Annotated in this window: 23 protein-coding genes and 1 pseudogene; 14 read left to right on the top strand and 10 right to left on the bottom strand. The window is 57.6% G+C overall.

Translation table 11 applies throughout. The annotated features are described in order from the left end of the window. Window positions 1-21 precede the first annotated feature (21 nt). Window positions 22-864: a hypothetical protein gene (locus CQ002_RS28110; RefSeq protein WP_146117457.1), complete on the bottom strand. Its 843-nt coding sequence runs from the start codon at window positions 862-864 to the stop codon at window positions 22-24. A 263-nt stretch (window positions 865-1,127) separates the two neighbouring features. On the opposite strand from CQ002_RS28110, the gene CQ002_RS07115 reads away from it, so the two are divergent. From CQ002_RS07115 to CQ002_RS07135, 5 genes are all read left to right on the top strand, one after another. Next, window positions 1,128-1,988, top strand: coding sequence for a hypothetical protein (locus CQ002_RS07115; protein ID WP_234010316.1), 861 nt, complete (start codon window positions 1,128-1,130; stop codon window positions 1,986-1,988). A 549-nt stretch (window positions 1,989-2,537) separates the two neighbouring features. Beyond that, window positions 2,538-2,972 carry a hypothetical protein gene (locus tag CQ002_RS07120; RefSeq protein WP_105162324.1) on the top strand — a complete coding sequence of 145 codons (435 nt, stop codon included), beginning with the start codon at window positions 2,538-2,540 and terminating at the stop codon, window positions 2,970-2,972. Then, window positions 2,965-3,618 (top strand): hypothetical protein, encoded by a 654-nt coding sequence (locus tag CQ002_RS07125; protein WP_105162323.1) that lies wholly within the window; start codon window positions 2,965-2,967, stop codon window positions 3,616-3,618. The genes CQ002_RS07120 and CQ002_RS07125 overlap by 8 nt, the downstream gene beginning before the upstream one ends. A 543-nt stretch (window positions 3,619-4,161) precedes the next feature. Beyond that, window positions 4,162-4,455, top strand: a complete 294-nt coding sequence (locus CQ002_RS07130; RefSeq protein WP_105162322.1) for a hypothetical protein — start codon at window positions 4,162-4,164, stop codon at window positions 4,453-4,455. A 66-nt stretch (window positions 4,456-4,521) separates the two neighbouring features. Beyond that, entirely contained in the window at window positions 4,522-4,851 is a 330-nt protein-coding gene (locus CQ002_RS07135) for a hypothetical protein (RefSeq protein ID WP_034105054.1), read from the top strand. Window positions 4,852-4,925: 74 nt separating this feature from the next. On the opposite strand, the gene CQ002_RS07140 is transcribed toward CQ002_RS07135, so the two are convergent. From CQ002_RS07140 to CQ002_RS07150, 3 genes are read right to left on the bottom strand one after another with little or no spacing between them, the layout of a single operon-like run. Next, complete coding sequence (locus CQ002_RS07140) at window positions 4,926-5,180, bottom strand: Pathogenicity locus (RefSeq protein WP_105162321.1); 255 nt, start codon at window positions 5,178-5,180, stop codon at window positions 4,926-4,928. Between the two features lie 37 nt (window positions 5,181-5,217). After that, on the bottom strand, window positions 5,218-5,472 hold the full coding sequence (locus CQ002_RS07145) for a hypothetical protein (RefSeq protein ID WP_034105058.1): 255 nt from the start codon (window positions 5,470-5,472) through the stop codon (window positions 5,218-5,220). Further along, window positions 5,473-6,003, bottom strand: coding sequence for a GNAT family N-acetyltransferase (locus tag CQ002_RS07150; RefSeq protein ID WP_034105060.1), 531 nt, complete (start codon window positions 6,001-6,003; stop codon window positions 5,473-5,475). 742 nt (window positions 6,004-6,745) lie between these two features. Here CQ002_RS07150 and CQ002_RS07155 point away from each other — a divergent pair. From CQ002_RS07155 to CQ002_RS07165, 3 genes are all read left to right on the top strand, one after another. Then, the gene (locus tag CQ002_RS07155; protein ID WP_034105062.1) at window positions 6,746-7,354 is read left to right on the top strand and encodes a LysE family translocator; all 609 of its coding nucleotides are present in this window, start codon (window positions 6,746-6,748) and stop codon (window positions 7,352-7,354) included. 348 nt (window positions 7,355-7,702) lie between these two features. Beyond that, window positions 7,703-8,683, top strand: coding sequence for a GlxA family transcriptional regulator (locus CQ002_RS07160; protein ID WP_052211099.1), 981 nt, complete (start codon window positions 7,703-7,705; stop codon window positions 8,681-8,683). 37 nt (window positions 8,684-8,720) lie between these two features. Then, the gene (locus tag CQ002_RS07165; protein ID WP_105162320.1) at window positions 8,721-9,644 is read left to right on the top strand and encodes an ADP-ribosylglycohydrolase family protein; all 924 of its coding nucleotides are present in this window, start codon (window positions 8,721-8,723) and stop codon (window positions 9,642-9,644) included. Between the two features lie 38 nt (window positions 9,645-9,682). Here the strand turns inward: CQ002_RS07165 and CQ002_RS07170 are convergent, their stop codons facing one another. From CQ002_RS07170 to CQ002_RS07190, 5 genes and pseudogenes are all read right to left on the bottom strand, one after another. Then, window positions 9,683-10,921: an FAD-binding oxidoreductase gene (locus CQ002_RS07170; RefSeq protein ID WP_105162319.1), complete on the bottom strand. Its 1,239-nt coding sequence runs from the start codon at window positions 10,919-10,921 to the stop codon at window positions 9,683-9,685. A gap of 3 nt (window positions 10,922-10,924) precedes the next feature. Beyond that, a complete protein-coding gene (locus CQ002_RS07175; RefSeq protein WP_105162318.1) occupies window positions 10,925-12,496 on the bottom strand; it encodes an aldehyde dehydrogenase (NADP(+)) in 1,572 nt (523 codons plus the stop codon). Between the two features lie 60 nt (window positions 12,497-12,556). Beyond that, on the bottom strand, window positions 12,557-13,504 hold the full coding sequence (locus CQ002_RS07180; RefSeq protein ID WP_105162317.1) for a dihydrodipicolinate synthase family protein: 948 nt from the start codon (window positions 13,502-13,504) through the stop codon (window positions 12,557-12,559). A gap of 37 nt (window positions 13,505-13,541) precedes the next feature. Then, window positions 13,542-14,468 carry a 4-hydroxyproline epimerase gene (locus CQ002_RS07185; protein ID WP_105162316.1) on the bottom strand — a complete coding sequence of 309 codons (927 nt, stop codon included), beginning with the start codon at window positions 14,466-14,468 and terminating at the stop codon, window positions 13,542-13,544. Between the two features lie 12 nt (window positions 14,469-14,480). Then, window positions 14,481-16,105 (bottom strand): annotated as a pseudogene (locus CQ002_RS07190) (APC family permease). Between the two features lie 188 nt (window positions 16,106-16,293). On the opposite strand from CQ002_RS07190, the gene CQ002_RS07195 reads away from it, so the two are divergent. The 3 genes from CQ002_RS07195 to treS all read left to right on the top strand — a co-directional run bounded on the left by CQ002_RS07195 (window position 16,294) and on the right by treS (window position 22,619). After that, the gene (locus CQ002_RS07195; protein ID WP_034105075.1) at window positions 16,294-17,061 is read left to right on the top strand and encodes an AraC family transcriptional regulator; all 768 of its coding nucleotides are present in this window, start codon (window positions 16,294-16,296) and stop codon (window positions 17,059-17,061) included. 242 nt (window positions 17,062-17,303) lie between these two features. After that, on the top strand, window positions 17,304-20,513 hold the full coding sequence (locus tag CQ002_RS07200; RefSeq protein WP_144401145.1) for a hypothetical protein: 3,210 nt from the start codon (window positions 17,304-17,306) through the stop codon (window positions 20,511-20,513). Between the two features lie 42 nt (window positions 20,514-20,555). Next, window positions 20,556-22,619 carry a maltose alpha-D-glucosyltransferase gene (treS, locus tag CQ002_RS07205; protein ID WP_105162315.1) on the top strand — a complete coding sequence of 688 codons (2,064 nt, stop codon included), beginning with the start codon at window positions 20,556-20,558 and terminating at the stop codon, window positions 22,617-22,619. Between the two features lie 47 nt (window positions 22,620-22,666). On the opposite strand, the gene ppk2 is transcribed toward treS, so the two are convergent. Further along, the gene (gene ppk2, locus CQ002_RS07210) at window positions 22,667-23,584 is read right to left on the bottom strand and encodes a polyphosphate kinase 2 (protein WP_105162314.1); all 918 of its coding nucleotides are present in this window, start codon (window positions 23,582-23,584) and stop codon (window positions 22,667-22,669) included. Window positions 23,585-23,770: 186 nt separating this feature from the next. Between ppk2 and pstS the strand changes: the two genes are divergently transcribed. The 3 genes from pstS (at window position 23,771) to pstA (ending at window position 26,732) form a co-directional block, all read left to right on the top strand. Continuing rightward, window positions 23,771-24,799, top strand: a complete 1,029-nt coding sequence (gene pstS, locus CQ002_RS07215; protein ID WP_069023754.1) for a phosphate ABC transporter substrate-binding protein PstS — start codon at window positions 23,771-23,773, stop codon at window positions 24,797-24,799. A gap of 74 nt (window positions 24,800-24,873) precedes the next feature. After that, window positions 24,874-25,842 (top strand): phosphate ABC transporter permease subunit PstC, encoded by a 969-nt coding sequence (gene pstC / locus CQ002_RS07220; protein WP_105162313.1) that lies wholly within the window; start codon window positions 24,874-24,876, stop codon window positions 25,840-25,842. Next, complete coding sequence (gene pstA, locus CQ002_RS07225) at window positions 25,839-26,732, top strand: phosphate ABC transporter permease PstA (RefSeq protein ID WP_034105082.1); 894 nt, start codon at window positions 25,839-25,841, stop codon at window positions 26,730-26,732. Before pstC ends, pstA begins: the two co-directional genes overlap by 4 nt. Window positions 26,733-26,776 lie beyond the last annotated feature (44 nt).

Raw genomic sequence — 26,776 nt, forward strand, 5'->3', positions numbered from 1 at the left:
TATCGCTGCTTGTACAAGTGCCTAAATATCATTTTCAATTTCTAGGGCGAGTTGAGCTGCGTGTTTAGTGTTGTTCATATACGTAGTGTGAGAGTTTGGTAGTCGAATGTACGTCGCTAGCACCTCTCTATCGTTGCGAGCGTTAGATTTATAGAATCCAAATGAGTAGAGTTCTCTTTGTATAGTCTTTAAGTTGTCGGTGGCGCTTCGTGCAGCGTCTTCAGGCCATACGTATTTGGTGTTTTTGAACTGCTCTAGTGTTTCGACCGATGGTTGAAGGTGTAAGATTTTCACCAGATCTTGAATGTCGATTAAGAGGGCAATTAACGCACTTTCATCAGTAGCAGGATTATACAAAATAGTCTTGAAGTCGAATGTCTGTATTCGTAATAATTCGAGAAAATTATTGGTGTTGGGATCGACGGTTTCTTGTTTGGAATGTGCAGCGAACGAGAAATATGAATAGTTGTTTTTTGGAAATATGCGTCGATATAAGGTTAGTGGGTCGGTAAATCGGCAAGAGCATTTTAATTCGATTTTTTCTAATAGTTTGAAAAATTCTTCTTGGTGTTTTATGTAGTTGTTGAACGTGTTCTGTTTGAGTGTTTCTTCAATTTGTAGATGCGCCTCATCTGACCGATGAAGTGCTGCTACGATTGCTGTTAGTGGAACAGAAAGGCCTAGGATTGATAAAGGGAATTTATATAATTCGAAGAAATTGTTAATGCAACCTGATGAAAAGCACATGGTAAAATTATTGTTTGAAATAGATGACGCAACAAATAGCAGCGCGCCAGACATAATTGGCACAAGAAGGGCTGCCCTGAAAAGGGGGGACTCGCCAAGCTTGATAGGTGTCGTCATTGTAGCTCTCTATGGGTAAAGGTGGCCTCAGGCTACTACGCTGTTTTAATTTGCGCCATGAATGTGCTCCGAGACCGGCTGCAAGGTTTAGGGCAAATTTAGGGCAAATTGTAGCCCGCCCTGGGCCGTTTCTGGCCTTGCAGTCGCCCAGAAACTTCCTGTAATTGCGGCCTGTAGCGGGCTATGGAGTGAGCAGGTCGGGTTCGAATCCCTATTCTTGTGATTTTTTTCAATGACCGTATTCTATACAGAGCAGATGTGCAGTGCGCCTGAATGCCAAAAAAAGTTTAGATGCAGTTCGTAGAAATAAGACGGTATCGCGCGTTTATATGCGAAATTTGGTTGGGTGTGCTTGGCTGGCTTGTGGATTGGCGTTAGAGGTTTTCGGAGAGGGGATTATGCGCGGTGGTAAAAAAAGGGAGCTGTTTGATCAGCCACCTCAGGTAGTAAGGCGATGGTTTTCGATTAAAGCTATTAGGGTTTTTCGGCCTTACATTGAAGGTGTGCTCCGATATCACCTGCGTATTAAGTTAGTAATTCGTGAGAGAAAGCACTCGGTAGCTTTGACAGAAGCACTTAATGCAACTGTCGAGAATTTTAAAAAAAGTAAAAGCGCGATGCATTTCGAGTCGCTGAAGATATTTTTCAATCTCTCACTATTTTTTCTTCTGGCCGAAAAAGATATTCAGGCTGTGAAAATTGACGCATTGACACACGCTGATGAGTGGAAAAGAAACCTTTCTCTGCGAATTATATTGCTTGTCATACATGAGTGGGATATGGCAAAAGTTGCGCCGGCAAACAAGTTGAAAGAGGCTTATAGGCTCGCCGGAATAAGTGATGAACTGATAGGGGAAATGAATTTGGCGTTCCGAAAAATTAACAAGGCGCACGCTAAAGCAAAACAACTACTATCCCCGGCCAGGCATGCCACAATCGCGCATAGGGACGCAGATGCTATGCTTCAATATGAAATGATTGTGAAGCTAGATCCATTAGCTACTATGGCGGTTGCTTCATCTTTCTACGAAGGAGCTGATCTGTTAGTAAGTACCTTGCCCAAGGTGATGCTTGAAGCTAGCAGCGCTCATTCCTTACTTAAGCAGTATCGCGGATCTACATAATAAATACGTCGTGGCTATCCTTAGTTGAGCTTCAATTCGCATCGGGTATGGGCTGTCAGAGGATAAAGATTACGTTTCGATATGATTGCCAGGTGGCCCATTGAAGCGTCTTTTTCTAAAGCTAAAACGCCACCACTTATCACCGACGTCCAGCATCTTGGCGAGCTTCCCGTGAAACAAACCTGAAACAAAACGTGAACAGGTCATGAGTAGGCTGTGGTGCTCATGGTGGATTCGCCGAACGCATACACGTAGGGAGCCATATGGGGTATCTGAGGCCTAGATGTGGGACCTTTGCCGGGCCTGTGTGGTTTGTTCAAAGGGCTTTAGAAGCGCCAATAAGCCTATTCTAGGGCCTGTGGGGATTCTTCCCTGAAGCAGGCTGCGCGTATCTCCCTTAACTCGTAGGCGACGGAAAAGGACGCCAAAGCGCGCAAAAATCGATCCTGAGGAGCCAGGCCCTCCCTATTTTCCCCGGTGTGCATCTTAGTGTTGACCTGTGTTGCGTGATGGCTGAAGCTTGAAAATGCAAATTTCAGAGTGCTCCCTATGAGAAAAATTCTTGAGGCAACATCTGTTCATGACCTCGAAAAGATTGGCAATTTAGATTTTCTGCTATCTGAGTTGGAAGAAGCAGTGGCGCCATTAAAAGTCAACGCCAATTCTTACGCCGACTTTTTGGCGTTGCTTAAAATTCTTAAGGAAAAGTGGCTGCCTTTTTCTGAGCAAGTGTTCACCAGTGAAAGGCAGCAGGTTATTTACTATCTGATTGAGCATGATGGCAAGAAACGAAACGATTTGCTCGGTATCACTGATGAAATGTACGAGAATCCGGATGCCGCAAAAAAATGGTTTAGGCGGCTTGTTAAAATAATACGCCCTGATATTAATACGGATTCCAGATCAGCTCAGGCTTTCCAAGCATTACATGATATTCGCAGTAATCTTGTAGATGATGAAGCTTTCGGAGAGAATGATGACTGACGAGGGTGAAGAGGCCCAGATTACTATAACCTCGTTAGAGTCTACTCCGCTGGATTTTCCTAACGCTGGTGAGTTTGTCGATAAAGAGCATGCTGAGACAGTACGTAAAGCCATTCAGCAGCATGGGGTCTACGATGATAAAGGAAAAACTGCACTTGGGACCCCGGCTTTGCCCGTTGTGTTGGGTACGGATACTGTAGGTGCGAAGAAATTTTACAACAATCTGCCGGATGAAGATAAATTCAAAGTCGGCAACAAACGTTTTGTTAGAACGCCCGCATTAAGACGCGCGATCGATGAACGAATCGAGAAGTTTTATGATGTAGTAAAGAATGAAAAGCTTATCGAAAGTAATAGATGCTTAGAGGCGCTCAGGGATAATTCAAAATCTCGAATTCGACGTCTATTGAACGAAAGTACAAATAGGTCCGCGCAAAGAAATTTAAAAAAAGAAAAAATAGCACGCGATAATATTAGTGCTTGCCAAAAAACGGGTGAGCCGCTTGAGTCGGATGCGCAGGCGCACCACATAATAAGAAGGGCTGATGATCCTGATTTGGCGTTAGATCTTGATAATATTGAAATTGTTAACAAGGCTGCGCACGCTGAGCATCACAAGCAAGAAAAAAATATTGAATACGAGTGAGTGCTGAAGGGCAGAGATTTTAAAGCATCTTGTTGCTGCCGAGCCAACCCCCTTGGATAGCAGCAATTCGAATTTCTCTCAGCTGTATTCCCCCCCTAAGCGGACCTTCGCAAAGTTCCGCTTAGGGTCGTTTTCTGTATGTCGGAACGGACATTAATCGGCCAAACCTGGCGGTGGTAGGAGACCGAAATTGAAATATCCAGGCAGGCGATGAAGCATAGTAAATCCATTCCGCAACGAGATTAGAACCTCCCGATTTCAACGGGCTCAAGCTAGGTAGAAATGCTGGCGGTGCGGAATTGATTTTTTTGTAACTGATTGAAAATAAACAGGATACCCGTGGATTGCAAATCCGCCTACGCCGGTTCGATTCCGACCTCGGCCTCCACTCTTAGAAACCCCGTAGACTAGCGTCTACGGGTTTTTTATCGTCTTTAATAAAGCAACGCACAATGGTCGTTATGGCATTCACTCCCAGCCTCTACTGGAGGGTCAGGACCAATGCGTATAACCAGGCATGGAACGGAATAAGGAAATCGATGGATGAAGGCCCTTGCAGAACTCTCATTCGAGTTTATCTGGCACCTGGCATTTACCGAGGAAGAGTACCTCGACTTGGATTTCTCAGTACGGTGGCTGTCATCGCTGGGGGGCTACGTGAACGCGATGACCACGGAAGAACAAGCCGCGCTCGTCGCCGTTGCCATGGATCGACAGGCTCGTTGGTTAGCACCACCGGACGCACAGGGGTTTACTCAACGGAACCTCGTTACGGCGGAACAGAGAGCGTTTCTGGACAGTATGATTTCGGGTGAGTTTTTCAGTCAGTTCGATTGATAACCGTACTGCCGTCAACCCTGCGTGAGTTGAGCCCGTTGGGTAGGTGTTTTCTAAGGAATGGATATGAAGTGGTCAGAAGTGCTAAGTGTGGTGAGTTCTGTAGCGTCAATAACCGGTATGTCACTGTTTAGCGCAAGCCTACTGTTCGAAGGGATGAGTTTTCGGCAGATCGCGTGGGTCGCCAGTATCACCATGATTGTCGTCTTGGTGACATTGGGGTGCGTAGTGGGGGTTGTTCAAGGGGCGCTTTGGGTAGGGCGAACGTACTGTTTTGGAGCACTCAGTTTTGTGTATTGGTGCTTCGCTGGCGCTGTCATCATCGTTATTACGGGCATGATGGTGATGAGTGCTTCGTATATGATTGAAGATGCAGCGTCCTTCATCGTTCCTTGAATCGTAAACCGGGATAAAACGGGTCAGACCACGACAGGCGAGCGTCATTGGTCTGCCCCAGCATATCAACACCACTACTGGCCCGCGTTCCTCCTGCCTGAACGCTTTGCAAGCTCCACCGCCGCAGTAATCGCTGCGCGCGCCTGAGGGCTGTTCTTCCAGCAGGTTGACCCGAGTGCGGCGGACGCTTGCGCCAGGATGTCATTGATATCCGATTGCGCAAGCGCGTCCATTGACTCGATCCCCATCTGCTCCAATCGGCTAATAATGATGGGACCTACGCCCTTGAGCGCGAGTAAAGCCGTTCTTTCTTCCAATGAAAATGCCACGCGTAAATTCCCTGTTTGAGTGTGTCAGCGAGCGCAGCTATATGATTTCAGACCTGGCGATGCGCTGGTCTTTCACCTCATTTGCGTACCCGTGAATTTTTTCCTGCTGCGCCGCCAGCAATGCGCATATTTTCATCAGTGTCACGGCCTCATCCGGCGTCCTGCCGCGAGCTGCCATCGCCGTGAGTTCAACCACCGACCAACCGATAATCGCCGCCGCGTCCTCCAGGTCGAAAAACAATTCCTGCTGAGCGGTCCTCGGGCCGTCGAGCCCTTGTATCAACTCGTCCATTCAGTCCCCCGGTTGTTGCAGTTTCAGGCCCATGACATCCATTCCGATTTCAGCCAAGTCCGTCTTGAACGGGATTTCCCCCACCGACTGGAATCCACACGCCTCGTAAAAACGCCGGGCATCCGGATTAGACTTGAGTACCGTCAGCCAAAGAAAGTTGTGCCCCCGCTGTACGGCTTGGTCGCAAATGAATTGCACAAGCTGCCTGCCATACCCATGCCCAGCGGCAGATTTTAGAAAGTAGATTTTGCGCAGCTCAGCGCCCATTTTAGCCGTTATCGGAGCAGGCGCTGACCAGTTGATTTTAGCCAGGCCTACAACCTGCGAGCTTTCGTCCGATGCGAGCAGCCACAGCTGGCTGTCGGATGATTCGAGTGATTGGCCCAGTGCGGCCGGGGAGAAGTCGCGGTCGAGGAAGGCTTGCAACCCGGCAGGCGACCAGATCTGTGCAAAGTGTTCTTGATATGTCCTACAGCCGACTTCGCGCAGGGCATCGATGTCGGTTCTGGTCGCTTGATGAATACGGAGCATGGTTTCCTCGTGTCAGGCGGCGCTTGGCAAGGAAGTGTGTCACAACGCCCAGCCCAGCCCTAACGCCTTATGCGGCGAAGCGAGGTTCTTCAAAAACTGGGCATCCCTCGAAATCCGGCCCTGCACCTGGTAGCCGTGCGCTCCGGATCCAGCCAGTTCAGCGTACTGAGCCACGGCCGCAGAACGTGAAGGCACGTTGTATCGTCAGGCATACAAAGCCTACCAACGCGTTACACGATCGCCGTGACGGACTTCGGTTGGCACTGTCAAACCTAGCGAGAAGTTGATCTCGCCAAGTAAGAGAGTGTTGCCATGAAGTTGAGTGTTCTAACCAAGGCGGCTGTGGTGGTCGCGTTGTTGTCGACCTTGTCGGGCTGCTGGATATTCATGCCACCGGGCGGTGGCGGTGGTGGGGGTCATGGTGGCGGACACGGTCAGGGTGGCGGCCCAGGCGGTGGTCCAGGCCCGCGTTAACGGACAGCCAAAAAGAGGCAAGCCCTGCAGAGGGCTGCCTCTTTTTTTGCCTGTGGCAAATCGCGGGCAAAGAAAAGCCCGCGTGGGGCGCGCGGGCTAAAAGGATGTTCATTAGGAGCTGGGTTCACCATAGGCGGTCGTCTGTGAAAGGTTTGTGAAAGCCTCGGCAAAAAAGTGTATGCCTCAATCCGCCCCTGGCTGTACGGGGCAGGGCGGCCCTTAACCCTCTACTGTCACGGGCATACCACTTCTGTTTGGATGCCGCGTCATGTTCATGTCTACCAGCCTGTTGTCAGCTTTTGTGCTGTTCGCCTTCGTATCCTCGATCACGCCGGGGCCCAATAACACCATGTTGCTCGCCTCGGGCGTGAACTTCGGTTTCCGCCGGTCGATGCCCCACGCATTGGGGATCAGCATCGGCTTCATGGTGCTGGTGATCTCGGTCGGCCTGGGATTGGGCGAGGTGTTCAAGGTATTCCCTTGGGCCTACACCGTGCTGCGCTACGTGGGGGCGGCGTACTTGCTGTACCTGGCGTGGAAGATCGCGACGGCGGGCGGCATGTCCGACAACGACGACGAGCAAGGTAAGCCCATGACCTTCCTCGGCGCGGCGGCGTTCCAGTGGGTGAACCCCAAGGCCTGGATCATGGCGCTGGGCGCCATCACCACCTATACGCCGGCCGAAGGCTACGTCACCAATGTGCTGGTGATTGCGTTGGTGTTTGCCGTGGTCAACTTGCCCAGCGTGTGTGTATGGGTCGGCTGCGGCAGCGGCTTGCGTAATGTGTTGCGCGAGCCGCGGTGGTTGCGGCTGTTCAACGGGTCGATGGCGCTCCTGCTGGTGCTCTCGCTGTACCCGATGCTGTTTGTCAACTGAGGCGGCCGGCCTTAAACCGGTGAGATGGTTGCCAGCAGGCCGATACCGATAGTGAGTACCAAAAAGCCGAACAGGAAAAGTGCCATCTTGGTCATAAGGCCTCCGAAGGGAAGGGGGTGGGGATGGCGCTATTGTCCGCCCAGGTGGCTTTTCGATACAGATGCAGATGGCAAAGAAAAAACCGTATCAGATGCGCCTGCAGCTGTTGTGCCGGGGGCTTTGAGTGCGGACGGTTTTTTCAGGCTCAGTGCCTGAGACAGGCAACGTGTTTACCCCTAAGATGGCGGCCATGCCTCAACAATAAAAGTGGGCCAACCCTCGATGGAAAGACGTCAATTCAGCGGTGGCATGAAAGGCAAGAACCTGCGCTACCTCAACGAGACCTGCAACCCTGCGTCGGTCACCCGCGTAGGCTTCCTGTTGCTCGAACACTTCTCCCTGCCCGCATTCACCCAGACTCTCGACACACTCGTCACCGCCAACCTGCTGCGTCCGGAGCTGTTCGCCACGCGCACCTTTGGCTGGGACGATGGCGAAGTCATCAGCGACCTGGGCCTGGTCATCCGCCCGGACGCGCGCCTTGATGTGGCGGCCCTGCAAGACCTGGCGCTACTGGTGATCTGTGGCGGTTTTCGCACCGAGCTGAAGGCCAGCGAAGACTTCATCCACCTGCTGCGCAGTGCCGCCGAACACGGTATCAGCCTCGCTGGCTTGTGGAACGGCTCGTGGTTCCTCGGTCGCGCGGGCCTGTTGCAAGGCTATCGCTGCGCGATTCACCCCGAACACCGCCCGGCGCTGGCGGAAGTATCCAAGGCTGCCCACGTCACCAGCGAACCCTACGTGATCGACCGGGATCGCCTGACGGCGTCGAGCCCGTCCGGCGCGTTCCATATGGCACTGGACTGGATCAAGGGCCTGCATGACAAGGCGCTGGTGGAAGGCATCGAAGACATCCTGGCCTTCGAAGAGTCGCGCTATCGCCGCATCAAGCCCACGGAAAACGTCAACGTCAGCGCGCCCCTGCGTGAGGTCGTGAAACTGATGGACACCAACCTCGAAGAACCCCTGGAACTGGATCAACTGGCGGTCTATGCCGGCCGATCGCGGCGCCAGTTGGAGCGTTTGTTCAAGGAACAATTGGGCACCACACCGCAGCGCTACTACATGGAATTACGCGTGACCGAAGCGCGGCGCCTGTTGCAGCACACGGAGTTGTCGCAGGTGGAGGTGCTGGTGGCGTGTGGGTTTGTGTCGCCGAGTCATTTCAGTAAGTGTTACAGCTCGTATTTCGGATACCGCCCCTCCAAGGAGAAGCGGTTGGTCAAGTAGAGTGATGCCTGACTCAATACCTTTTCAAGGAAGACCCATGTCTCTCACGCTTTTGGATCGTTATCGCGGCAGCTTGCTCGGCCTGGCGTGCGGCGATGCGGTCGGCACCACTGTCGAGTTCATGCCTCGCGGCACATTCTCACCGGTTACGGATATGGTGGGGGGAGGGCCCTTCAACCTGAAGCCCGGCCAATGGACAGACGATACCTCAATGGCGCTGTGCCTGGCTGAAAGCCTGCTGCGCAAAGGTGGTTTCGATGCGGCCGACCAGATGGGGCGCTACCTGAATTGGTGGAAGTGGGGCTACTTGAGCTCCACGGGTGATTGTTTCGACATCGGCATGACCGTGCGCACGGCGCTCGAGGCGTTTGAGAAAAACGGCGACCCGTTTGCAGGTTCAACCGATCCCTTTTCTGCGGGCAACGGTTCGATGATGCGCCTTGCTCCCCTGGTGCTGTTTTACTTCCCCGACCTGCACAGCGTCGACGACTTTTGCCGTCAAGGCTCCCGTACGACCCATGGCGCCCAGGAGGCAATCGAATGCTGCGTGGTGCTGGCACGGGCAATGTGTAACGCCTTGAACGGGGCGCACAAGACGCACTTGCTCAGCGTCCCCTGCGCCGACCTGACTGCGCCAGACGTCGTGGCAATTGCCCAAGGGAAATACGCCAACAAGCCCCGCGAGCAGATCACCGGTTCCGGTTACGCCGTCGCTTCATTGGAGGCGGCGCTGTGGTGTGTACAGCACACGAATAGCTTCGTCGATGCAGTGTTGGCGGCCGTGAACCTGGGTGATGATGCTGATACCACTGCCGCCATCGTTGGTCAGCTGGCGGGAGCGTTCTATGGCGTGCAAGGCATTCCGACGGACTGGTTGGAGAAGCTATGCATGCGTGATGACATTGAGGAAATGGCCGAGGCCATGTTTAACGCCGCGACTGGAAGGACCATCCTTGAGTGAGCATTCCGCCCCTGTTGTGGTGGAGCGGCCTGCGTTGTTCAGAACCGATCCAGGCGATAAAGCGCCAATGGCTGTGCCGAGTTCAAACTCGCCAGTTCACCGACCCACTCCGCTGTCACCGCCGCCTGCGTCAGCCCCAAATGCTGATGCCCGAACGCAAGCAACACTTTCCCTCCACACACCCGATCGATGATTGGCAGCGAGTCCGGCAGGGACGGCCGAAACCCCATCCATGTCGTTGCATCCTGTGCGCTCAAGTCCTCGCGGAACAACCCTTTGCTCAGACGGTGCAACTGCCAGGCACGCTCCATGTTCGGGGGTGTGTCGAGACCGGCGAATTCCACCGTGCCGGCCAGGCGCAAGCCGTCGGTCATAGGCGTCATGATGAATTTGCGTTCCAGGGACGTGACGGCAAATGGCAAGCGATGCTGCTCGTGGGGCAGCATCAGGTGATAGCCGCGCTCCGTGTCCAGTGGGACTGTTTTGCCGGTCAATGCAGCAGTGAGCCTGGCCGAATGCGCACCACAGGCGATGAGTACCTGGCGTGCGGCCAACGTGCCCTGATCGGTAGTCAGTAACACGCCCTGTCCCTCAAGACGGGCATCCAGCACCCGACGCTGGAGAAATTGCACACCACTGGCCTTGGCGGCCTCAACCAGTTCTCCCACCACGTGGTAGGGGTCTATGAAGTGCCCGGTCGCGGGAAAAAACAGCCCGCCCTGAATGTTGTCGCTCAATAGCGGCGCAGCCTTGCGTATGGCTTCGCCGGACCAGAAGTCCACGGGCACCTGCTGCTGTTGCATGCGCCGTTGCAGTGCCTCGAGGGCCGGGCGTGAGTCGCCCTGCTCGAACACCAGCAGCGAGCCGTCCTCGCGTAGCAGATGCGCGCGCCCAATACTGTGCAACAGGCGCTGCCAGGCGCCCAGGCTGCCTTCATTGAGCGCGCGGATCCCCGCGACCGTGCGCTGGTAGCTCGCCGGACGCAGGTTCAGCAGCAGGCGCAGGAACCAGGGCAGGGCGTGCGGCAGGTACTTCCAATCCAGGCGCAGTGGGCCCATGGGGTCCAACAGCATGGCGGGCAAGCGCTTTAGGATCGACACGTCGGCAATCGGGAACACCTGTTCCGTCGCCAGGTGCCCGGCGTTGCCATAGGACGCGCCCATGCCGGGTGCCTGTTGGTCGACTACCACCACTTGCCGGCCAAGGCGCGCCAGTTGCAGGGCGCAGGCAACGCCGATAATACCGGCGCCGACCACTGCGATATCGGGATCGGACATCACCTATGCCTCTCTCTGGCCGTCGAGCAAGCGCCGCAGCAGCAACGGGTTGCCGTGCTTGAGCGCATCGGGCAGCAATGCGTCGGGGAAGCCCTGGTAACACACCGGCCGCAAGAAACGCTGGATCGCCGCCGTGCCCACCGATGTGCTGCGCGCATCCGAGGTGGCTGGGAAGGGGCCGCCATGGACCATGGCATCACACACTTCCACGCCGGTCGGCCAGCCATTGACCAGCAAGCGCCCGGCCTTGCGTTCAAGCACCGGCAGCAGTGCCTTGGCATCGGGCAGGTCGTTTTCATCCAGGTGCAAGGTGGCGGTGAGCTGGCCTTCCAGGTGTTCAGAAACCTCGCGTACTTCTTCAGGACTGGCGCAGACGACGATCAGGGATGCGGCACCGAAGACTTCGGCTTGCAGGTGCTCATTGGCCAGGAAGGCCTGCGCCGGGGTCACGAACATATACGCCTGGCCCTGGTTGGGACCTGTTGCGGTCAAACCCGTTGCGGCAACCTTGGCGTGTTCAGTCAACGCGCCCACGCCTGAACCGTAGGCACGGGCAATACCGGGCGTGAGCATGGTCTGCGCGGCACAGCTTGGCAGTAACTCCCTGGCGGTGCTGATGAAGCGATTCAGGGCCGGCCCTTGTACCCCGATCACCAGCCCTGGGTTGGTGCAGAACTGGCCGGCACCCTGGGTCAACGACGCCACGAAACCTTGGGCCAGTGCTTCGCCCCTGGCCGCCAATGCCGCCGGAAACAGGTACACGGGGTTGATCGAACTCATTTCCGCGTACACCGGAATGGGCTCTGGTCGTGCCTGCGCGGCGTGGGTCAACGCCAAGCCACCCCTGCGCGAGCCGGTAAAGCCAACCGCCTTGATGCGCGGGTCGGTGACCAGGGCTATACCGACCTCACGGTCCGAACCGTACAGCAGCGAAAATACCCCCTCCGGCAGTCCACACGCCTTGACCGCCTGCGCCACCGCCTGGCCCACCAGTTCGCTGGTGCCAGGGTGAGCACCGTGGGCCTTGACGATCACCGGGCAACCGGCGGCCAGTGCAGAGGCGGTGTCGCCACCGGCCACGGAGAACGCCAGTGGGAAGTTGCTCGCACCAAACACGGCGACCGGGCCCAACGCGATGCGGCGCTGGCGCAGGTCGGGGCGAGGCAGGGGCTGGCGTTGCGGCTGTGCGTTGTCTACCCGCACATCCAGCCACTCCCCGCTGCGAAGGGTGCGGGCGAAGGTGCGCAGTTGCCCGCAAGTGCGCCCGCGTTCGCCCTGGAGGCGCGGGCGGGGCAGGCCGGTTTCGGCGACGGCGCGGTCGATCAGTTCATCGCCGAGGGCTTCGATGTGCGCGGCGATGGTCTCAAGGAACGTGGCACGCGCCTCCAGCGATGTTTCGCGGTACGCGTCAAACGCCGCCCACGCCAGTGCGCACGCCTGTGCGACGTGGTCGCCGTTGCCGCCCAGGTAGGCGGGCTCCAGGGTTGCCTCGGTGGTGGGGTTGATCGCCCGGATCGCCTCGCGGTCACCGGAAATGGCGTGCTGACCGATCAGCATCTTGCCCGTCAGAGTCATGGGGTCGTCCTGGAAAAAAGGGGGGGGGCCGCTGCGATCGCCGCAGCGGCACGCGAGGCATCAAGCAACGTTCTGTTCTGCCGACCAGTTGGCGTACCACTGGCGGAACAGTGTGTACTGGGTTTCTGCGTAGCGGCGCTGGGCCTCGCTGAGCACATCGGTCTCGTTGAAGTGCAGCGCGTAGCCCTTGTCGCCGTTAAGTACCATCAGGTGTTTGTAATACAGCACCAGGTCGCAGCCTTCATCGAACGACGACAGCACCGCCAGCGCGGCCTCCAGCTCACGTGCCTGGCGGCGCGCCTTCGCATCGCCCTTGGCGGCCTTTTTGCTCAGCGCGACCAGCTGCAGGACTTCCCGAGGCAGTGCGTTGCCAATGCCGGTAATGGCGCCGGTGGCGTTGCAGTTGACGAAACCGTGCACCACTTGGGTGTCGACGCCCACCATCAGGGTCACGTTATCGTCCTGGGAGGTGATGTGTTCCGCGGCGTAGCGCAGGTCGGCACCCCCGCCGAATTCCTTGAAACCGATCAGGTTCGGGTGTTCGCGGCGCAGTTCGAAGAACAGGTCGGCGCGGGTGGCGAAGCCGTAGTACGGGCTGTTGTAAATCACCGCCGGCAGATTGGGCGCGGCCTTGAGGATCGCCGAGAAGTGCGCCTTCTGCGCGGTAGCGGAAGCGCCACGGGACAGCACGCGCGGAATCACCATCAGGCCATGGGCGCCCACCTTGGCCGCGTGGGCGGCATGGGCCACGGCTTCACGGCTGTTGACCGCCCCGGTACCGACAATGGTCGGCACACCGGCCGCCACCAGGCGCGCCACGCCTTCCTGGCGCTGGGCCTCGGTGAGCAACGGCCAGTCGCCCATGGAACCGCAGTACACCACGGCGCTCATGCCGGCATCGATCAGCTCGCGGCCTTTGGCGACCAAGGCGTCGAAGTCCGGTGTGCGCTCTGCCGTGCACGGGGTCATCAGGGCGGGGATGCAGCCGGTAAAGATGTTGTCGCTCATGTGCTAACTCCAGTTTCCAGTCAAGTAAGGGGAGGGCTCAGATGCCCCAGGCAAAGGGGTCCTGCGCGTCGATCAGCAGGGTGCTGTCGGCGGTCATGTAGGCGCGGCCAGTGATGAACGGGCGTACGCGCTCGCCGTCCCATTCATAGCGGCCTTCGAATTGGCTGCCGGTGATGCTGGCTTGTATCCACGGCTGGCCGGGGGCGAGCTTTCCATCGGCGGCCAGGCAGGCGAGCTTGGCGCTGGTGCCGGTGCCGCAGGGGGAGCGGTCGTAGGCTTTGCCGGGGCACATCACGAAGTTGCGGCTGTCGGCATGGTCGTCGTCGGCGAACAGTTCGATGTGGTCGATCGGGGCGCCGTCTGCGCCGTGGATGTTTTGCTCCTCAAGGGCCTTGAGCATTGCCCAGGTGTAGTCGGTGAGGGCGTCGACATTGTCCATTTGCAGGCGCTGGCCATGCTCGGACACCAGGAAAAACCAGTTGCCGCCCCAGGCGATATCGCCCAGCACCACGCCGTGGCCCGGCACCTCTACCGGCACTTGGCGGCGATGGCGGTAGGCGGGCACATTGCCCAGTGTCACCGCGCCGTCGTCGTGCAGCGTCGCCTCGACCAGGCCCACGGGCGTGTCGATGCGGTGCACACCGGGGACGATACGCCCCAGGTGATGCAAGGAGGCGACCAGGCCAATCGTGCCGTGCCCACACATGCCCAGGTAGCCGGCGTTATTGAAAAAGATCACCCCGCAGACGGCGCCCGGCGTAACCGGCTGGCAGTACAGCGCGCCCACCAGTACATCATTGCCCCGTGGTTCCAGGATGCAGGCGCGGCGCCATTCATCATGCTCGCTGCGCAGGTTTTCCAACTGCTCAGCCAGGGTGCTGCCGGTGAGCGTGGGGAAACCGCTCATCACCAGGCGGGTGGGCTCGCCGCCGGTGTGGGAGTCGATCACATGCAATCGCTTCATAAAACACTCCAATCAGTGGGTTGCCGGCGTCAGCGGGGCACGGCCATGGGGCTCGTCGACGGTTTCGCTTTCGTCGGCTTCGTGTTCCAGGCGCACCAGATGGGCTGGCACGCCAGTGGCTGCGCCCCAGTAGTAAATGCCCAGCGCGCAGGCGGCGACCACCAGCGTGTCAAACGGGTGGCTGATCACACCGAGGCCCCCGAAACTGCCCAGTTTGGACAGCAGGATGGTCACCGCGTAGAAGCCGATCAGCCAGGCGGATGAGCGTACTTGCTGGCTGAGATTGAGGTGCGCGGTCGGCACCCACCGCGCGCACAGCAGGTACACCCCGAACATCAGGATCTGCAGCCCGAGCAGCCAGGAGACAGTGCTCCAGCCGGACCAGTACACGATCAGCGCGGCGATGATGAACGACAGCGGGCCAAGCACCGCCATGCCCTTGACCCGGAAGGGGCGCGCCATCTGGGGTGCATTGCGGCGCAGCGCCGCCACGGTGACCGGCGCGACCGCGTAGCTGAGGATCAGCGCCGCCGACACCACATTGATCAGCGCTTCCCAGGACGGGAACGGCAGGGTCCAGAACACCGACAAGCCAAAGGTCAGCCACAACGCCGGGCGCGGAATGCCGGACTTCTCATCGATGCGAGTGAAGAGCTTGAAGAACGTGCCGGTCTGCGCCCAGCCATACACCACGCGCGGGGTGGCGTTCATGTAGATGTTGCCGCAGCCGCTGGGGGAGATCACCGCGTCGGCCACCACCAGGTACGCCAGCCAGCCCACGCCCAGCGCCAGGGCGATATCCCGGTAGGGCAGCGCCAGTTCCTGGCTGATCCCGGCCCAGCCATTGGCGAGCATTTGCGTGGGCACACCACCGAGGAACGCGGTTTGCAGCAGCACGTAGATCGCCGTGGAGAGCAGCACCGAGAGGATCAAGGCGATGGGAATGGTGCGTTGCGGGTTCTTCACTTCACTGGCCACCGAGATGATCGGCGTGAGCCCCAGGTAGGCAAAAATCACCCCGCCGGCCGACACGGCCATCTCGATGCCCGACAGGCCAAAGGGCGCGAAACCTTGCACCTGGAAGTTCGCCGGCTTGAAGAACGTAAACAACACGCCAATCACCAGCAACGGCACGATGAACTTGAACACGCTCACCAGGTTATTGGCGATGGCAAAGGTTTTCACGCTGCGGTAATTGGGATGAAGAACAGGCACAGCAGGGCCAATTGCACCAGCCAGCCGAGGGTAGTGGGGTCACTGGAACCGGCCTTGGTCAACGCTGGAAACCATGCTGCTGCGTATTGGCGCGAGGCAACCACTTCGATGGCCACCAGGCTGGAAAACGCGATCAGCGTGATGAAGCCCATCAGGTAGCCCAACAGCGGGCCATGGGAATAGACCGGATAGCGCACCACGCCGCCAGCGCGGGGCAATGCGGCGCCCAGTTCGCAGTACACGATGCCCAGCAACAGCACCGCGAACCCCCCGATAAGCCAGGAAATGATACCCGCAGGGCCTGCAATCGCAGACACGTGACTGGCTGCGAATAACCAGCCTGAACCAAAGATGGCGCCCAGCCCGATGAAGGTGAGGTCCATCAATGAAAGTTGTTTCTTGAACTTGCCCTGACCTGACATAGCGTCGCCTTCTTGTGAGTTATTGGATAGGCATGCAGTGGCCATACAGTGAACGCATGGGCGGCGGCGCGATTGATGTTTTTTGCCGGCTTCGATGACGAAATCAGCACAGTTTTCCCCGCTCGACAGCCCCCCGGGCATCGGGCACTCTGCTACGCGACGAAGCCATCTGCAGGGGATCAACTGTCATGATGCAAAGCGTGTTTGCGACCCTTGGCCAAGGGAGCGAGGCGAGCCGTCCCCACAGCATCGAGCAGCTGTTGGCCGGTGTAGCCCAGCTATTACCGATGCTGGATGTGATCCCCAACGCCGCGATTTTCATCAAGGACACCCAGGCCCGCTACGTACTTGCCAACCGCACCCTGGTGCTGCGCTGTGGCCTCAGGCAGCTGCAACCGTTGTTGGGCAAGACCAGCGCCGAAGTTTTCCCGGCACAACTGGGGCCGGGCTACACCGAGCAGGACCGGCGTGTACTCGAGCAAGGCTTTGTACTGGAAGACCAGTTGGAACTGCATCTCTACGGCACCCGCGAACCCGGCTGGTGCCTGACCCACAAATGGCCGCTGTACGACCACGCGGGAGCGATCATTGGCCTGGCCGGCATTTCGGTCGACCTGCAGACTGCCAGCGAAAGCCACCCGGCCTACCAACGCCTGGCCGCCGTGGATGCGCACATCCGCGCGCATTTCAACCGTCGCGTCACCCTGGGTGAACTGACACGCATCGCCGGAATTTCCGTGGCGCAACTGGAGCGCTACTGCAAGCGCGTGTTCCACCTCACGCCCCGGCAGATGATCCAGAAGGTGCGGCTCGAGCATGCCCACCGCTTGTTGCACACCGACCTGCCGATCACAGAGGTTGCGTTGCAGTGCGGGTACACCGACCACAGCGCATTCACCCGCCAGTTCAAGGCGTCGACGGGGTTTACCCCGAGGCAGTATCGCGATACCCACTGACGATCACCGGCCCGTAGGCGCCGGTTTGTCGGCGATAGCAACGCTCCGCTGTGTGGAACCAATCAACTACCTTGAGTTGGATTGCAGGACTGCGAGGATGGCAGTGAGCTATCATGGTGGGCGCTTTCATGCCGTACCTCAGATTGCAAAAGGATGATTCAGTGACACAAGGAATAGTGATCAGGTTCAAACGCAGTATTAGCGCCTTTTTCAAGATGTGGAGGGCGCACAAGGCGGTGCCCTTGAATGAAGAAGGTTTCGTAGACTTGACGCCTGTATTGCTTAACGGCTCGCACGCTGATCGTTATGTCAGTGAGTTGCTGCACGCGCTCGAAAACGAGCAGGTTCGCAATATTGCGATAACGGGGGGGTACGGCGCAGGCAAGAGCAGTGTGATCAGGACTTTTTTTAATCGTCACCCCGAATACGAGCCTGTATTCATTTCTCTCGCCACGTTCAGTCAAGACAGCCCGGCAGAGCGTGCCATATCGCCGGCTGAATCGCAGGCGAAAAACGATGATCTGATGCCGCGCATTGAAGAAACCATCGTCCAACAACTGCTCTACGCCGTACCTGCGCGAAAAGTGCCAAAGACGCGATTGAAACGAATCGTACATGCTTCTAATGCCCGCAACGTGTTTTATACGGTGTTCTTTGCCCTATTGATTGCCAGTGGAGTGCGGCTCTACCTGCCTTTCGTAGATCCTATGCCCAAATACGTTCCCGATTGGCTTATCACTCAACTGCTTTGGGTGCCGGACAGTTGCACACTCGCATTCATCCTGGCTGCAGGTGTGTATTTGCTGTATTGCGCGTTGAAGTACTTGTCGCTCTTCAGCATCGACGGGCTGACCCTCAAAGGCGGAAAACTGGAATCCATTCATCATGGGTCAGTGCTGCACAAGCATGTCGACGAGATTATCTACTGTTTCGAACGTAGTGATATTAACGTCGTCGTGATCGAGGACCTTGACCGGTTCGGCATTCAGGATGTGTTCTTCCGCCTGCGTGAAATTAACTTCACCATCAAGCAATCACCGCAAGTCGCGCGTCCTGTGCATTTCATCTATGCAATACGCGATGAACTGTTCTTCGCCGACGACCAGGCAAAGTTCTTCGACCTGATCATTCCTGTGGTTCCCGTGGTCAACTCGGAGAACTCGCAGGAAAAGATGACGGACCTGCTCAAGGCAAAACGCTTTGATTCAATTCGCCGTTTCGACCCAGAGTTGATCGAGACGGTGTGTTACTACATCGACGATATGCGGTTGATCAAGAACATCGTCAATGAGTTGGACTTGTTCTCCAGCCTGTTGGGTGGTCGCGGTGTGAGACTGGACGCCAACAAACTGTTGGCGATGGTGGTCGTGCGCAACCTATACCCGGAGGCTTGTGCCGAGCTGACCAAGCGACGCGGGCCGATTTTTTCTGTCTTCAATGAGTTTGGTGATTGGCGTATTGCCCAGGCAAAAGAGATTGAGGCGCAGGTATCTTATCTGCGAGAGCAACTGGCAATTATGGAGCGCGAGCACGTTGCCAGTCTGGAAGAGCTGAGAGTTTGCGTCTGGTACCAGGTCGTCAAGCTGATCAATCCGGTGGACACCACCGATCTCACGTATGACAACGAAGTGACAGTGACGTTGACAGAGTTTGTACAAGACAAGTTTTTTGATGAAATCTTCAAGACGGACCGGACGCTGTCTATGGAGAGTCGTCATCACATCAGCTTTGGCGCCCAAGTGAAGACGGTTGAAAGCGAGGGCGTCTTGCAGTTGATGTCATACCGAGAACGCGCTTCTCGACTGACGGCTGAGCGGGAGGTGTTTGCCAGGGAGATCGAAGCGCTCAACGACCAAAGCATCCGCATCCAGCGAATGTCGTTCAGAGAGGCCGCAAAAGCGGAGTATGGCGAAGTACTGGCCCAGAAGCTCAAGGGTACGAAAGCCTTGATTTACCTGATGCGTGAAGGGTATCTCGATACCGACTATTACGATTACCAGGGGTTCTTCTACGAGGGGTCCCTGACGCAAGATGACAAGAACCTGATCCTGGCCTTGCGCGGTGGTGAGTCACCGGATGTGATGACAGTCGTCAACAATCCTGAGAGAGTGCTCGGCAAACTTGACCAAAAAGCCTTGGGGGAGGGGCGCGGATTGATTGCAGGGTTGGTCGATTACCTGTGCAGTCAATACACGGCTGCGGATCATGGCCCTCATTGGTGGAAGCTAAGCGCGATCCTCAGCACAGCAGCGCAATTCATGCCGCGCTTTGCCAGTGTGGTGGATTACATCCTGACGAGCGAAAACGCCCCCACCTTGATTCAAGCCATCTACGACATCGACCCTGAGTCTCTTGAGGGATTGTTCTCGTCGAAACGGTTTGTGGACAGCGGTCCAAGGCAGGCATTGCTCTGCGTAATGGTCAGCAGCTTGAGCCATGGGCAAATCAGCGCGCTGGAAGACTGCGACCATGGTGTGCTGGAAATCCTCGAAGGGTTGCAGGACGTCAGCCATGTTGTCTCATTGCTTGCCGAGGGCGAGGCCACTTGGGGTTGGTTGCGTCAACACCCCGTGCAACTTTATAACCTCAGCGACACTGTCGCGGCGAATGACCTTAAGCAATTGGTGAGCTGGGGGTTTATAGCGCCCGAGCTGAAAATGCTCCTTTTGATATGTGCGTCTTTTGAATCGGACTCCCAGCAGCAATCGCCTGTGACTTACCGTCGCCTGACAGCGCTTGGACTGGAAGGGATCGACAGGTTGCTGCAGCGTGACCCACAGAGACTGGCCCAGCAATTACTTAGCCAGACTGGCTTGCTGGATGAGTCCGCAGAGTCATTGGCCGCGTTGCTTGCGGCTATCGGTGCCGAGTCTGAGTGGGTCAATCCATTGCTGGATCGCACCAACTGTCAATTCACGACACTTGCAAGCGCCCCTGAGAAACTGTGGGAGCGGTTGTTGGCTGCCAATAGAGTCAGTGACAAAGCTGAGGCGGTTTGGTCGTATTTTCGAGCGAATGCCGGGAGCCTCATGCCACGTTTCCACACCAAGGCGGAGCATCGCAATAGGAAGAAAAGCGCGGATTTCAATAGTTTCATTGTCCTGAATGTGGAGGTTTTGGGCGATTTTCTCTGGCAGCTTCATCCTGACGAGCATCACAAGCTGCAACTGTACTTACTTAAACAGCCTCTGATCTCTAACGAAATGCTGGTCCCGTTGTTGTCGATGGCCACCCTGAAATCGACTGAAATGTTGAACACGATCCCAAGCGAACGCTGGGGCATGCTTGTGGCTTCAGACTTTCTGCCGCAGTCTGAGATGATGAGGGAATTCGTCCATCGCCATGCCAGTCCGGAGCATGCTGCTTATTTCGAAAGACGCGACCCGTTATTCAATGCAACGAATAGCCCCTCGACGCCTCATATGAATACGGCCGGGGATCTGGAAGCTTAAATCGCCGCGCTGGACTCCTTCACGACGACAGGTACAAAGCTTATGACGGCGGCTGAAAACAACCATGTGAACTGGCTGGTGGAACAATCGATGCTGCACGCGGCACGCCAGCGGGCCAAGCTCTATTCGGGCCAGGGCCGGTTGTGGCAGCAGCCTTACGCGCAGACCCGACCACGCGATGCCTCGGCGTTGTCGTCGGTATGGTTTACCGCGTACCCGGCGTCGATCGTGACCCGTGAAGGCGGCACAGTGTTGGAGGCGTTGGGGGATGAGACGCTGTGGCATGCCTTGTCGAAGATCGGCATCCAAGGCATCCACAACGGCCCGCTGAAGAAATCCGGCGGTTTGAGTGGCATGCAGCACACACCGACCATCGACGGTAATTTCGACCGCATCAGTTTCGAGATTGACCCGCAACTGGGCACCGAGGCGCAGTTGCAGGCGTTGACGCGCATGGCGGCGGCGCACAACGCGGTGATCATCGACGATGTGATCCCGTCCCACACCGGCAAGGGCGCGGATTTTCGCCTGGCCGAGATGGCGTACGAGGACTATCCCGGCCTTTACCACATGGTAGAAATCCGCGAGGAAGACTGGCCGTTGCTGCCCGACGTGGCCGAGGGCCGCGATGCGCAGAACCTCAGCCCTGCGCAGGTTGATGCATTGCGCGACAAGCACTACATCGTCGGCCAGTTGCAGCGGGTGATCTTCTTCGAGCCTGGCGTCAAGGAAACCGACTGGAGCGCCACCCAGGTGGTACTGGGCGTGGATGGCAAGCCGCGTCGCTGGGTGTACCTGCATTATTTCAAGGAAGGGCAGCCGTCGCTGAATTGGCTGGACCCCACCTTCGCCGCGCAGCAGATGATCATCGGTGATGCGCTGCACGCCATCGATGTGATGGGCGCCAAGATCCTGCGCCTGGACGCCAATGGGTTCCTCGGTGTGGAGCGCAAGCTGGATGGCACGGCGTGGTCCGAGAGCCATCCGCTGTCGATCACCGGCAACCAGTTACTGGGCGGGGCGATTCGCAAGGCGGGCGGCTTCAGTTTCCAGGAGTTGAACCTCACCGTGGATGACATCGCGTCCATGTCCCATGGCGGTGCCGACCTGTCCTATGACTTCATCACCCGCCCGGCGTACCAACACGCGCTGCTGATGGGGGACGCCGAGTTCCTTCGCTTGATGCTGCGCGAAATGCACCGCCAGGGCATCGACCCCGGCTCGCTGATCCACGCGCTGCAGAACCACGATGAATTGACCCTGGAGCTGGTGCACTTCTGGACCCTGCACGCCCATGACACGTTCCTTTACCAGGGCCAGACGTTCCCCGGGAATATCCTGCGCGAGCACATTCGCGAACAGATGTACGAACGACTGGCCGGCGAGCATGCGCCATACAATTTGAAGTTCGTGACCAACGGTGTGTCCTGCACCACGGCCAGCATCATCACGGCGGCGCTGGGTATTCGGGATCTGGATGCGATCACCCCCGCAGATATCCAGCAGATCCGCCAGATCCACCTGCTGCTGGTGATGTACAACGCCATGCAGCCAGGCGTGTTTGCCTTGTCGGGCTGGGATTTGGTGGGTGCACTGCCACTGGCGGCCGAAGAGGTCGAGCATTTGATGCAGGACGGCGACACACGCTGGATTCATCGCGGCGCCTATGACCTGGTGGACCTCAACCCCGATGCGCAACTGTCCGCCGGGCAGATGCCGCGCTCGAAAAGCCTGTATGGCAGCTTGAACAGCCAATTGCAGGACCCCGAGTCCTTTGCCTCGCAACTGCAGAAAATCCTCGCGGTGCGGCGTGCCTACGACATTGCCGCCAGCCGCCAGATCCAGGTGCCGGAAGTCGAGAACCCGGGGCTGCTGGTGATGGTCCACGAATTACCGGCCGGCAAAGGCACGCAAATCACCGCGCTGAACTTCGGGGCCACACCGATCACCGAAACCCTGCATCTGCCCGATATTGCCGCAGGGATGGTGGTGGACATTATCAATGAGCGGGTGGAAGGCGATCTTACGGCGGAAGGCGCGTTCACGATCACACTGGATGCGTATGAGGGGCTGGCGCTGCGGGTGGTGAGCAACTCACCGCTGTAGCTTACTTGTGACGAGCGGGCTTGCCCGCTCGCCGCTCAAGCGCGGGATCAGTAGAGCTGGGGCACGATCAGTTCCGGGGGCGTCGGGCTACGGGAATAATCCTCCTGCCGCACGCGCTGTGGCAGTTCGATCACCGGCAGATTCACTTCTTCATAGGGCATCTGCCCGAGCAGGTGGTGGATGCAGTTGAGCCGCGCCTTCTTCTTGTCATCGGCCTGCACCACCCACCACGGCGCTTCGGCGATGTGGGTGCGCTCGAGCATGATCTCCTTGGCCTTGGTATAGGCTTCCCAGCGCCGACGCGATTCCAGGTCCATGGGGCTGAGTTTCCACTGCTTGAGCGGGTCGTGGATGCGGCTGAGAAAGCGCAGGTGCTGTTCCTGGTCGGAAATCGAAAACCAGTACTTGATCAACTTGATGCCGGAGCGCACGAGCATGCGTTCGAACTCCGGCACGGTACGGAAGAACTCTTCGTATTGGTCGTCATTGCAAAACCCCATGACTTTTTCGACGCCGGCGCGGTTGTACCAACTGCGGTCGAACAGCACGATTTCGCCGGCGGCCGGCAAGTGCGAGACGTAGCGCTGGAAGTACCACTGGGTCTGCTCGCGGTCATTCGGCGCGGGCAGGGCGGCCACGCGGCACACCCGGGGGTTCAAGCGCTGGGTGATGCGCTTGATCACGCCACCTTTGCCAGCGGCATCTCGCCCCTCGAACAGGATCACCACCTTATGGCCGGTCTTGACCACCCAACTTTGCAGTTTCACCAGTTCGCCCTGCAGGCGGAACAGTTCACTGAAGTAGATGCGCCGGGCGGCTTTCTCGTGGCTCTCACCGACGTGCTCGTCAAACAGGGCGTTCAGGTCGTGCCCGTCTTCGGATAATTCCAGTTCCAGCTCTTCGTCACTGTGATCGAGCAACTCACGGTGGATGCGCTGCATCAAGGTGTCTTCTATTGAGGACATGGGCGGAACTCGCGTCGTGGAGGATGGCAAAGTCTTAGTCGCAATTTGTTACGAACCAATTACATCAAAATGCGCGTTTGCGGCAGGAGAGGGGGACAACGAGGCGTTTTGCCATTCCACGTTCATAAAACCGTAACAAGATTGTTGCAGAGTTGCCGAGCCCGTAATTCACAAGGATTTTCCTGAATGAAACGTCTGATGAAGTCTGCTGCACTCGCCGTTGCGGTTTCTCTCAGTGCCACCTCGGTGTTTGCTGCCGAGAGCATCCGCCTGACCGGTTCCGGTGCGAGTTTCCCAGCGCCGATCTACCTCACCTGGTTCAAGGATTTCAGCAAGAAAAGTGCTGGCGTTACCGTTGACTACCAGTCCAAGGGTAGCGGTGCGGGTGTACAGGACTTCCTGAACAAGACTGTCGACTTTGCCGCCAGTGACTCGGCCATGAAAGACGAAGACATCGCCAAGGTTGCCGAAGGCGCCCAGTTGCTGCCGATGACTGCCGGTGAAATCGTGTTGGCGTTCAACCTGCCGGGCAACCCTAAGGAACTCAAGTTGCCTCGCGATGTTTACTCCAACATCTTCCTGGGCAAGATCACCAAGTGGAACGATCCGAAGATCGTCGCCGCCAACCCTGGCCTGAAACTGCCTGACATGCCGATCACCGTTGTGGTGCGCGCAGACTCCAGCGGCACCACGGCCGTATTCACCAAGCACTTGGCGGCGATCAACGCTGAGTTCCAGAAGGACTTGGGCGAAGGCAATACGGTCAACTGGCCGGCCAGCGACAAATTCATCAAGTCGCCGAAGAACGATGGCGTGACCGCCACCGTGCGCCAGACCCCAGGCGCGATCGGCTACATCGAATACGGCTTCGCCAAACTCGCCAAGGTTGACTTTGCCCAGTTGCAGAACAAGGCCGGCAAGTACGTGGTACCGAACGCCGAGAGCGGCGCCGAAGCCCTGGCTGCGGTAAAAATGCCGGAAAGCCTGGTGGCTTGGCTGCCGGATCCGGATGGCGCCAAGTCCTACCCGATCACCTCCTACACCTGGATGATCTTCCGCAAGGACAACGGCAACCCGGCCAAGGCCAAGGCCATGCGTGACATGGTTGAGTACAGCCTGACCGAAGGTCAGAAAATCGCCGACTCGATGGGCTACATCCCATTGCCGCCTTCGGTTGTCGATCAAGTTCGTAAAGCTTCCGCCAACATCCAGTAAGGCTCGCCAGGCCGCTCCCGGTAGGGGTTTTCAACCGTGCCGGGAGCGTTCCCCCCTTGTTCCGGAATTAGCCCATGAACACACCTTTTGTCGTACCGGTTAACCCGGATTCTGCGTGCCAGCCGCCGTCCACGAAGGACTTCATGGTTGACCGCACCTTCCGTGCGCTAGCACGCATAGGCGTAGTGCTGGTGCTGGCGCTGGTTTTCGCGCTGGTCTTCGAAGTAGGGCGCAAGGCTCTTCCAGGCATGGAAAAGCACGGGTTTGACGTGCTGTTCGGCAGTGTCTGGGACGTTAACCAAGGCAAATACGGCATTCTGCCGGCTATTTGGGGCACGCTTTACAGCGCCCTCATCGCGTTGCTGATCGCAGGTTTTTTCGGCGTCAGCATGGCGATTTTCCTCACCCAGGATTTTCTACCCGCCAAGCTGGCTGCGGTATTCCGCACCATCGTCGAATTGCTCGCAGCCATCCCCAGCGTCGTCTACGGCCTGTGGGGTATCTATGTGGTGATTCCAGCGATCCGCCCGTTGACGGCGTGGCTGAACAGCGAGCTCGGCTGGATTCCGTTCTTCGGCACCTCCTTGAGCGGGCCGGGCCTGTTACCGGCATCATTGGTATTGGCCATCATGATTCTGCCGACCATTGCCGCCGTTTCCCAGGACGCCCTCACGGGTGTACCGATGAAAACCAAGCAAGCCGCCTACGGCATGGGCACCACCCATTGGGAAGCGATTCTCAAGGTGATGGTGCCATCTGCTGCCACTGGCATCTTCGGTTCGCTGGTACTGGGCCTGGGCCGCGCCCTAGGTGAAACGATGGCGCTGGCCATGCTGGTCGGTAACGCTAACAACATTTCTCTTTCGCTGTTCGCACCGGCCAATACCCTGGCGGCCTTGTTGGCGCTGAACTTCCCCGAAGCCGGCCCGAACGAGATCGAAGTATTGATGTACGCCGCACTGGTGCTGATGTTCATCACGCTGTTGGTGAACATCATCGGTTCGATGATCATGGTCTACGCCCAGCGAGGTACCAAGCAATGACTGACCTCTCATCGCCCATCACCGCCATGCCAAGCCTGCAGCGCCGGTTCGAAGGCCGAGCCCTGCGCAGCCTGGTGCTGACCACCCTGGTGTGGCTGGGCGCGCTGCTGGCCAGCGTGCCGCTGATTTCCGTGCTTTACATGCTGATCACCCGGGGCGGCGCGCGCCTGAGCCTGGAAGTGTTCACCGAACTGCCCCCGACCGGTTTCGAGACCGGCGGTGGTTTCGGCAACGCCATGGCAGGCACCTTCGTGATGGTCGGCATTGCCGCAGCCATCGCCGTGCCGGTGGGCATCCTGGCCGCGATTTTCCTGGCAGAACTGGGGCCGGATAGCAAGCTGGCGAACGCCTCGCGCTTTGCCGCCAAGATGCTCACGGGCTTGCCGTCGATTCTGGCAGGTGTATTTGCCTACGCCCTGGTGGTCATGACCACCGGGACTTACTCGGCACCGGCAGGTGGCGTGGCGCTGGCCGTACTGATGCTGCCTATCGTGGTGCTGACGGCCGAAGAGTCGATGAAGATGGTGCCCAAGATCATGAAGGATGCTGCCTACGGAATGGGCTGCACCCGCTCGCAGGTGATCTGGAAAATCGTCTTGCCCACCGGCATGCCCGCGATCCTCACCGGTGTGATGCTCGCCGTGGCGCGTGCCGCCGGCGAGACCGCGCCGCTGTTGTTCACTGCGCTGTTCAGTAACTACTGGATCTACCACGACGGCAACCTGGCAGTCATGAATCCGACGGCGTCCCTGGCCGTGCTGATTTACAACTTCTCCGGCATGCCTTTCGACAACCAGCTCGAGCTCGCATGGGCGGCCTCGTTGGTGCTGGTAATGATCGTGCTGGTCGTGAATATCGTGAGCCGTATCTTCGGCAAGCCCAAGTACTAAGAACGGGAGCACCTGAATTTTGAATATGTCATCTGCGCAAGTAG

The organism is Pseudomonas sp. MYb13 (genome assembly GCF_002980075.1).
Lineage (GTDB): Bacteria > Pseudomonadota > Gammaproteobacteria > Pseudomonadales > Pseudomonadaceae > Aquipseudomonas > Aquipseudomonas lurida.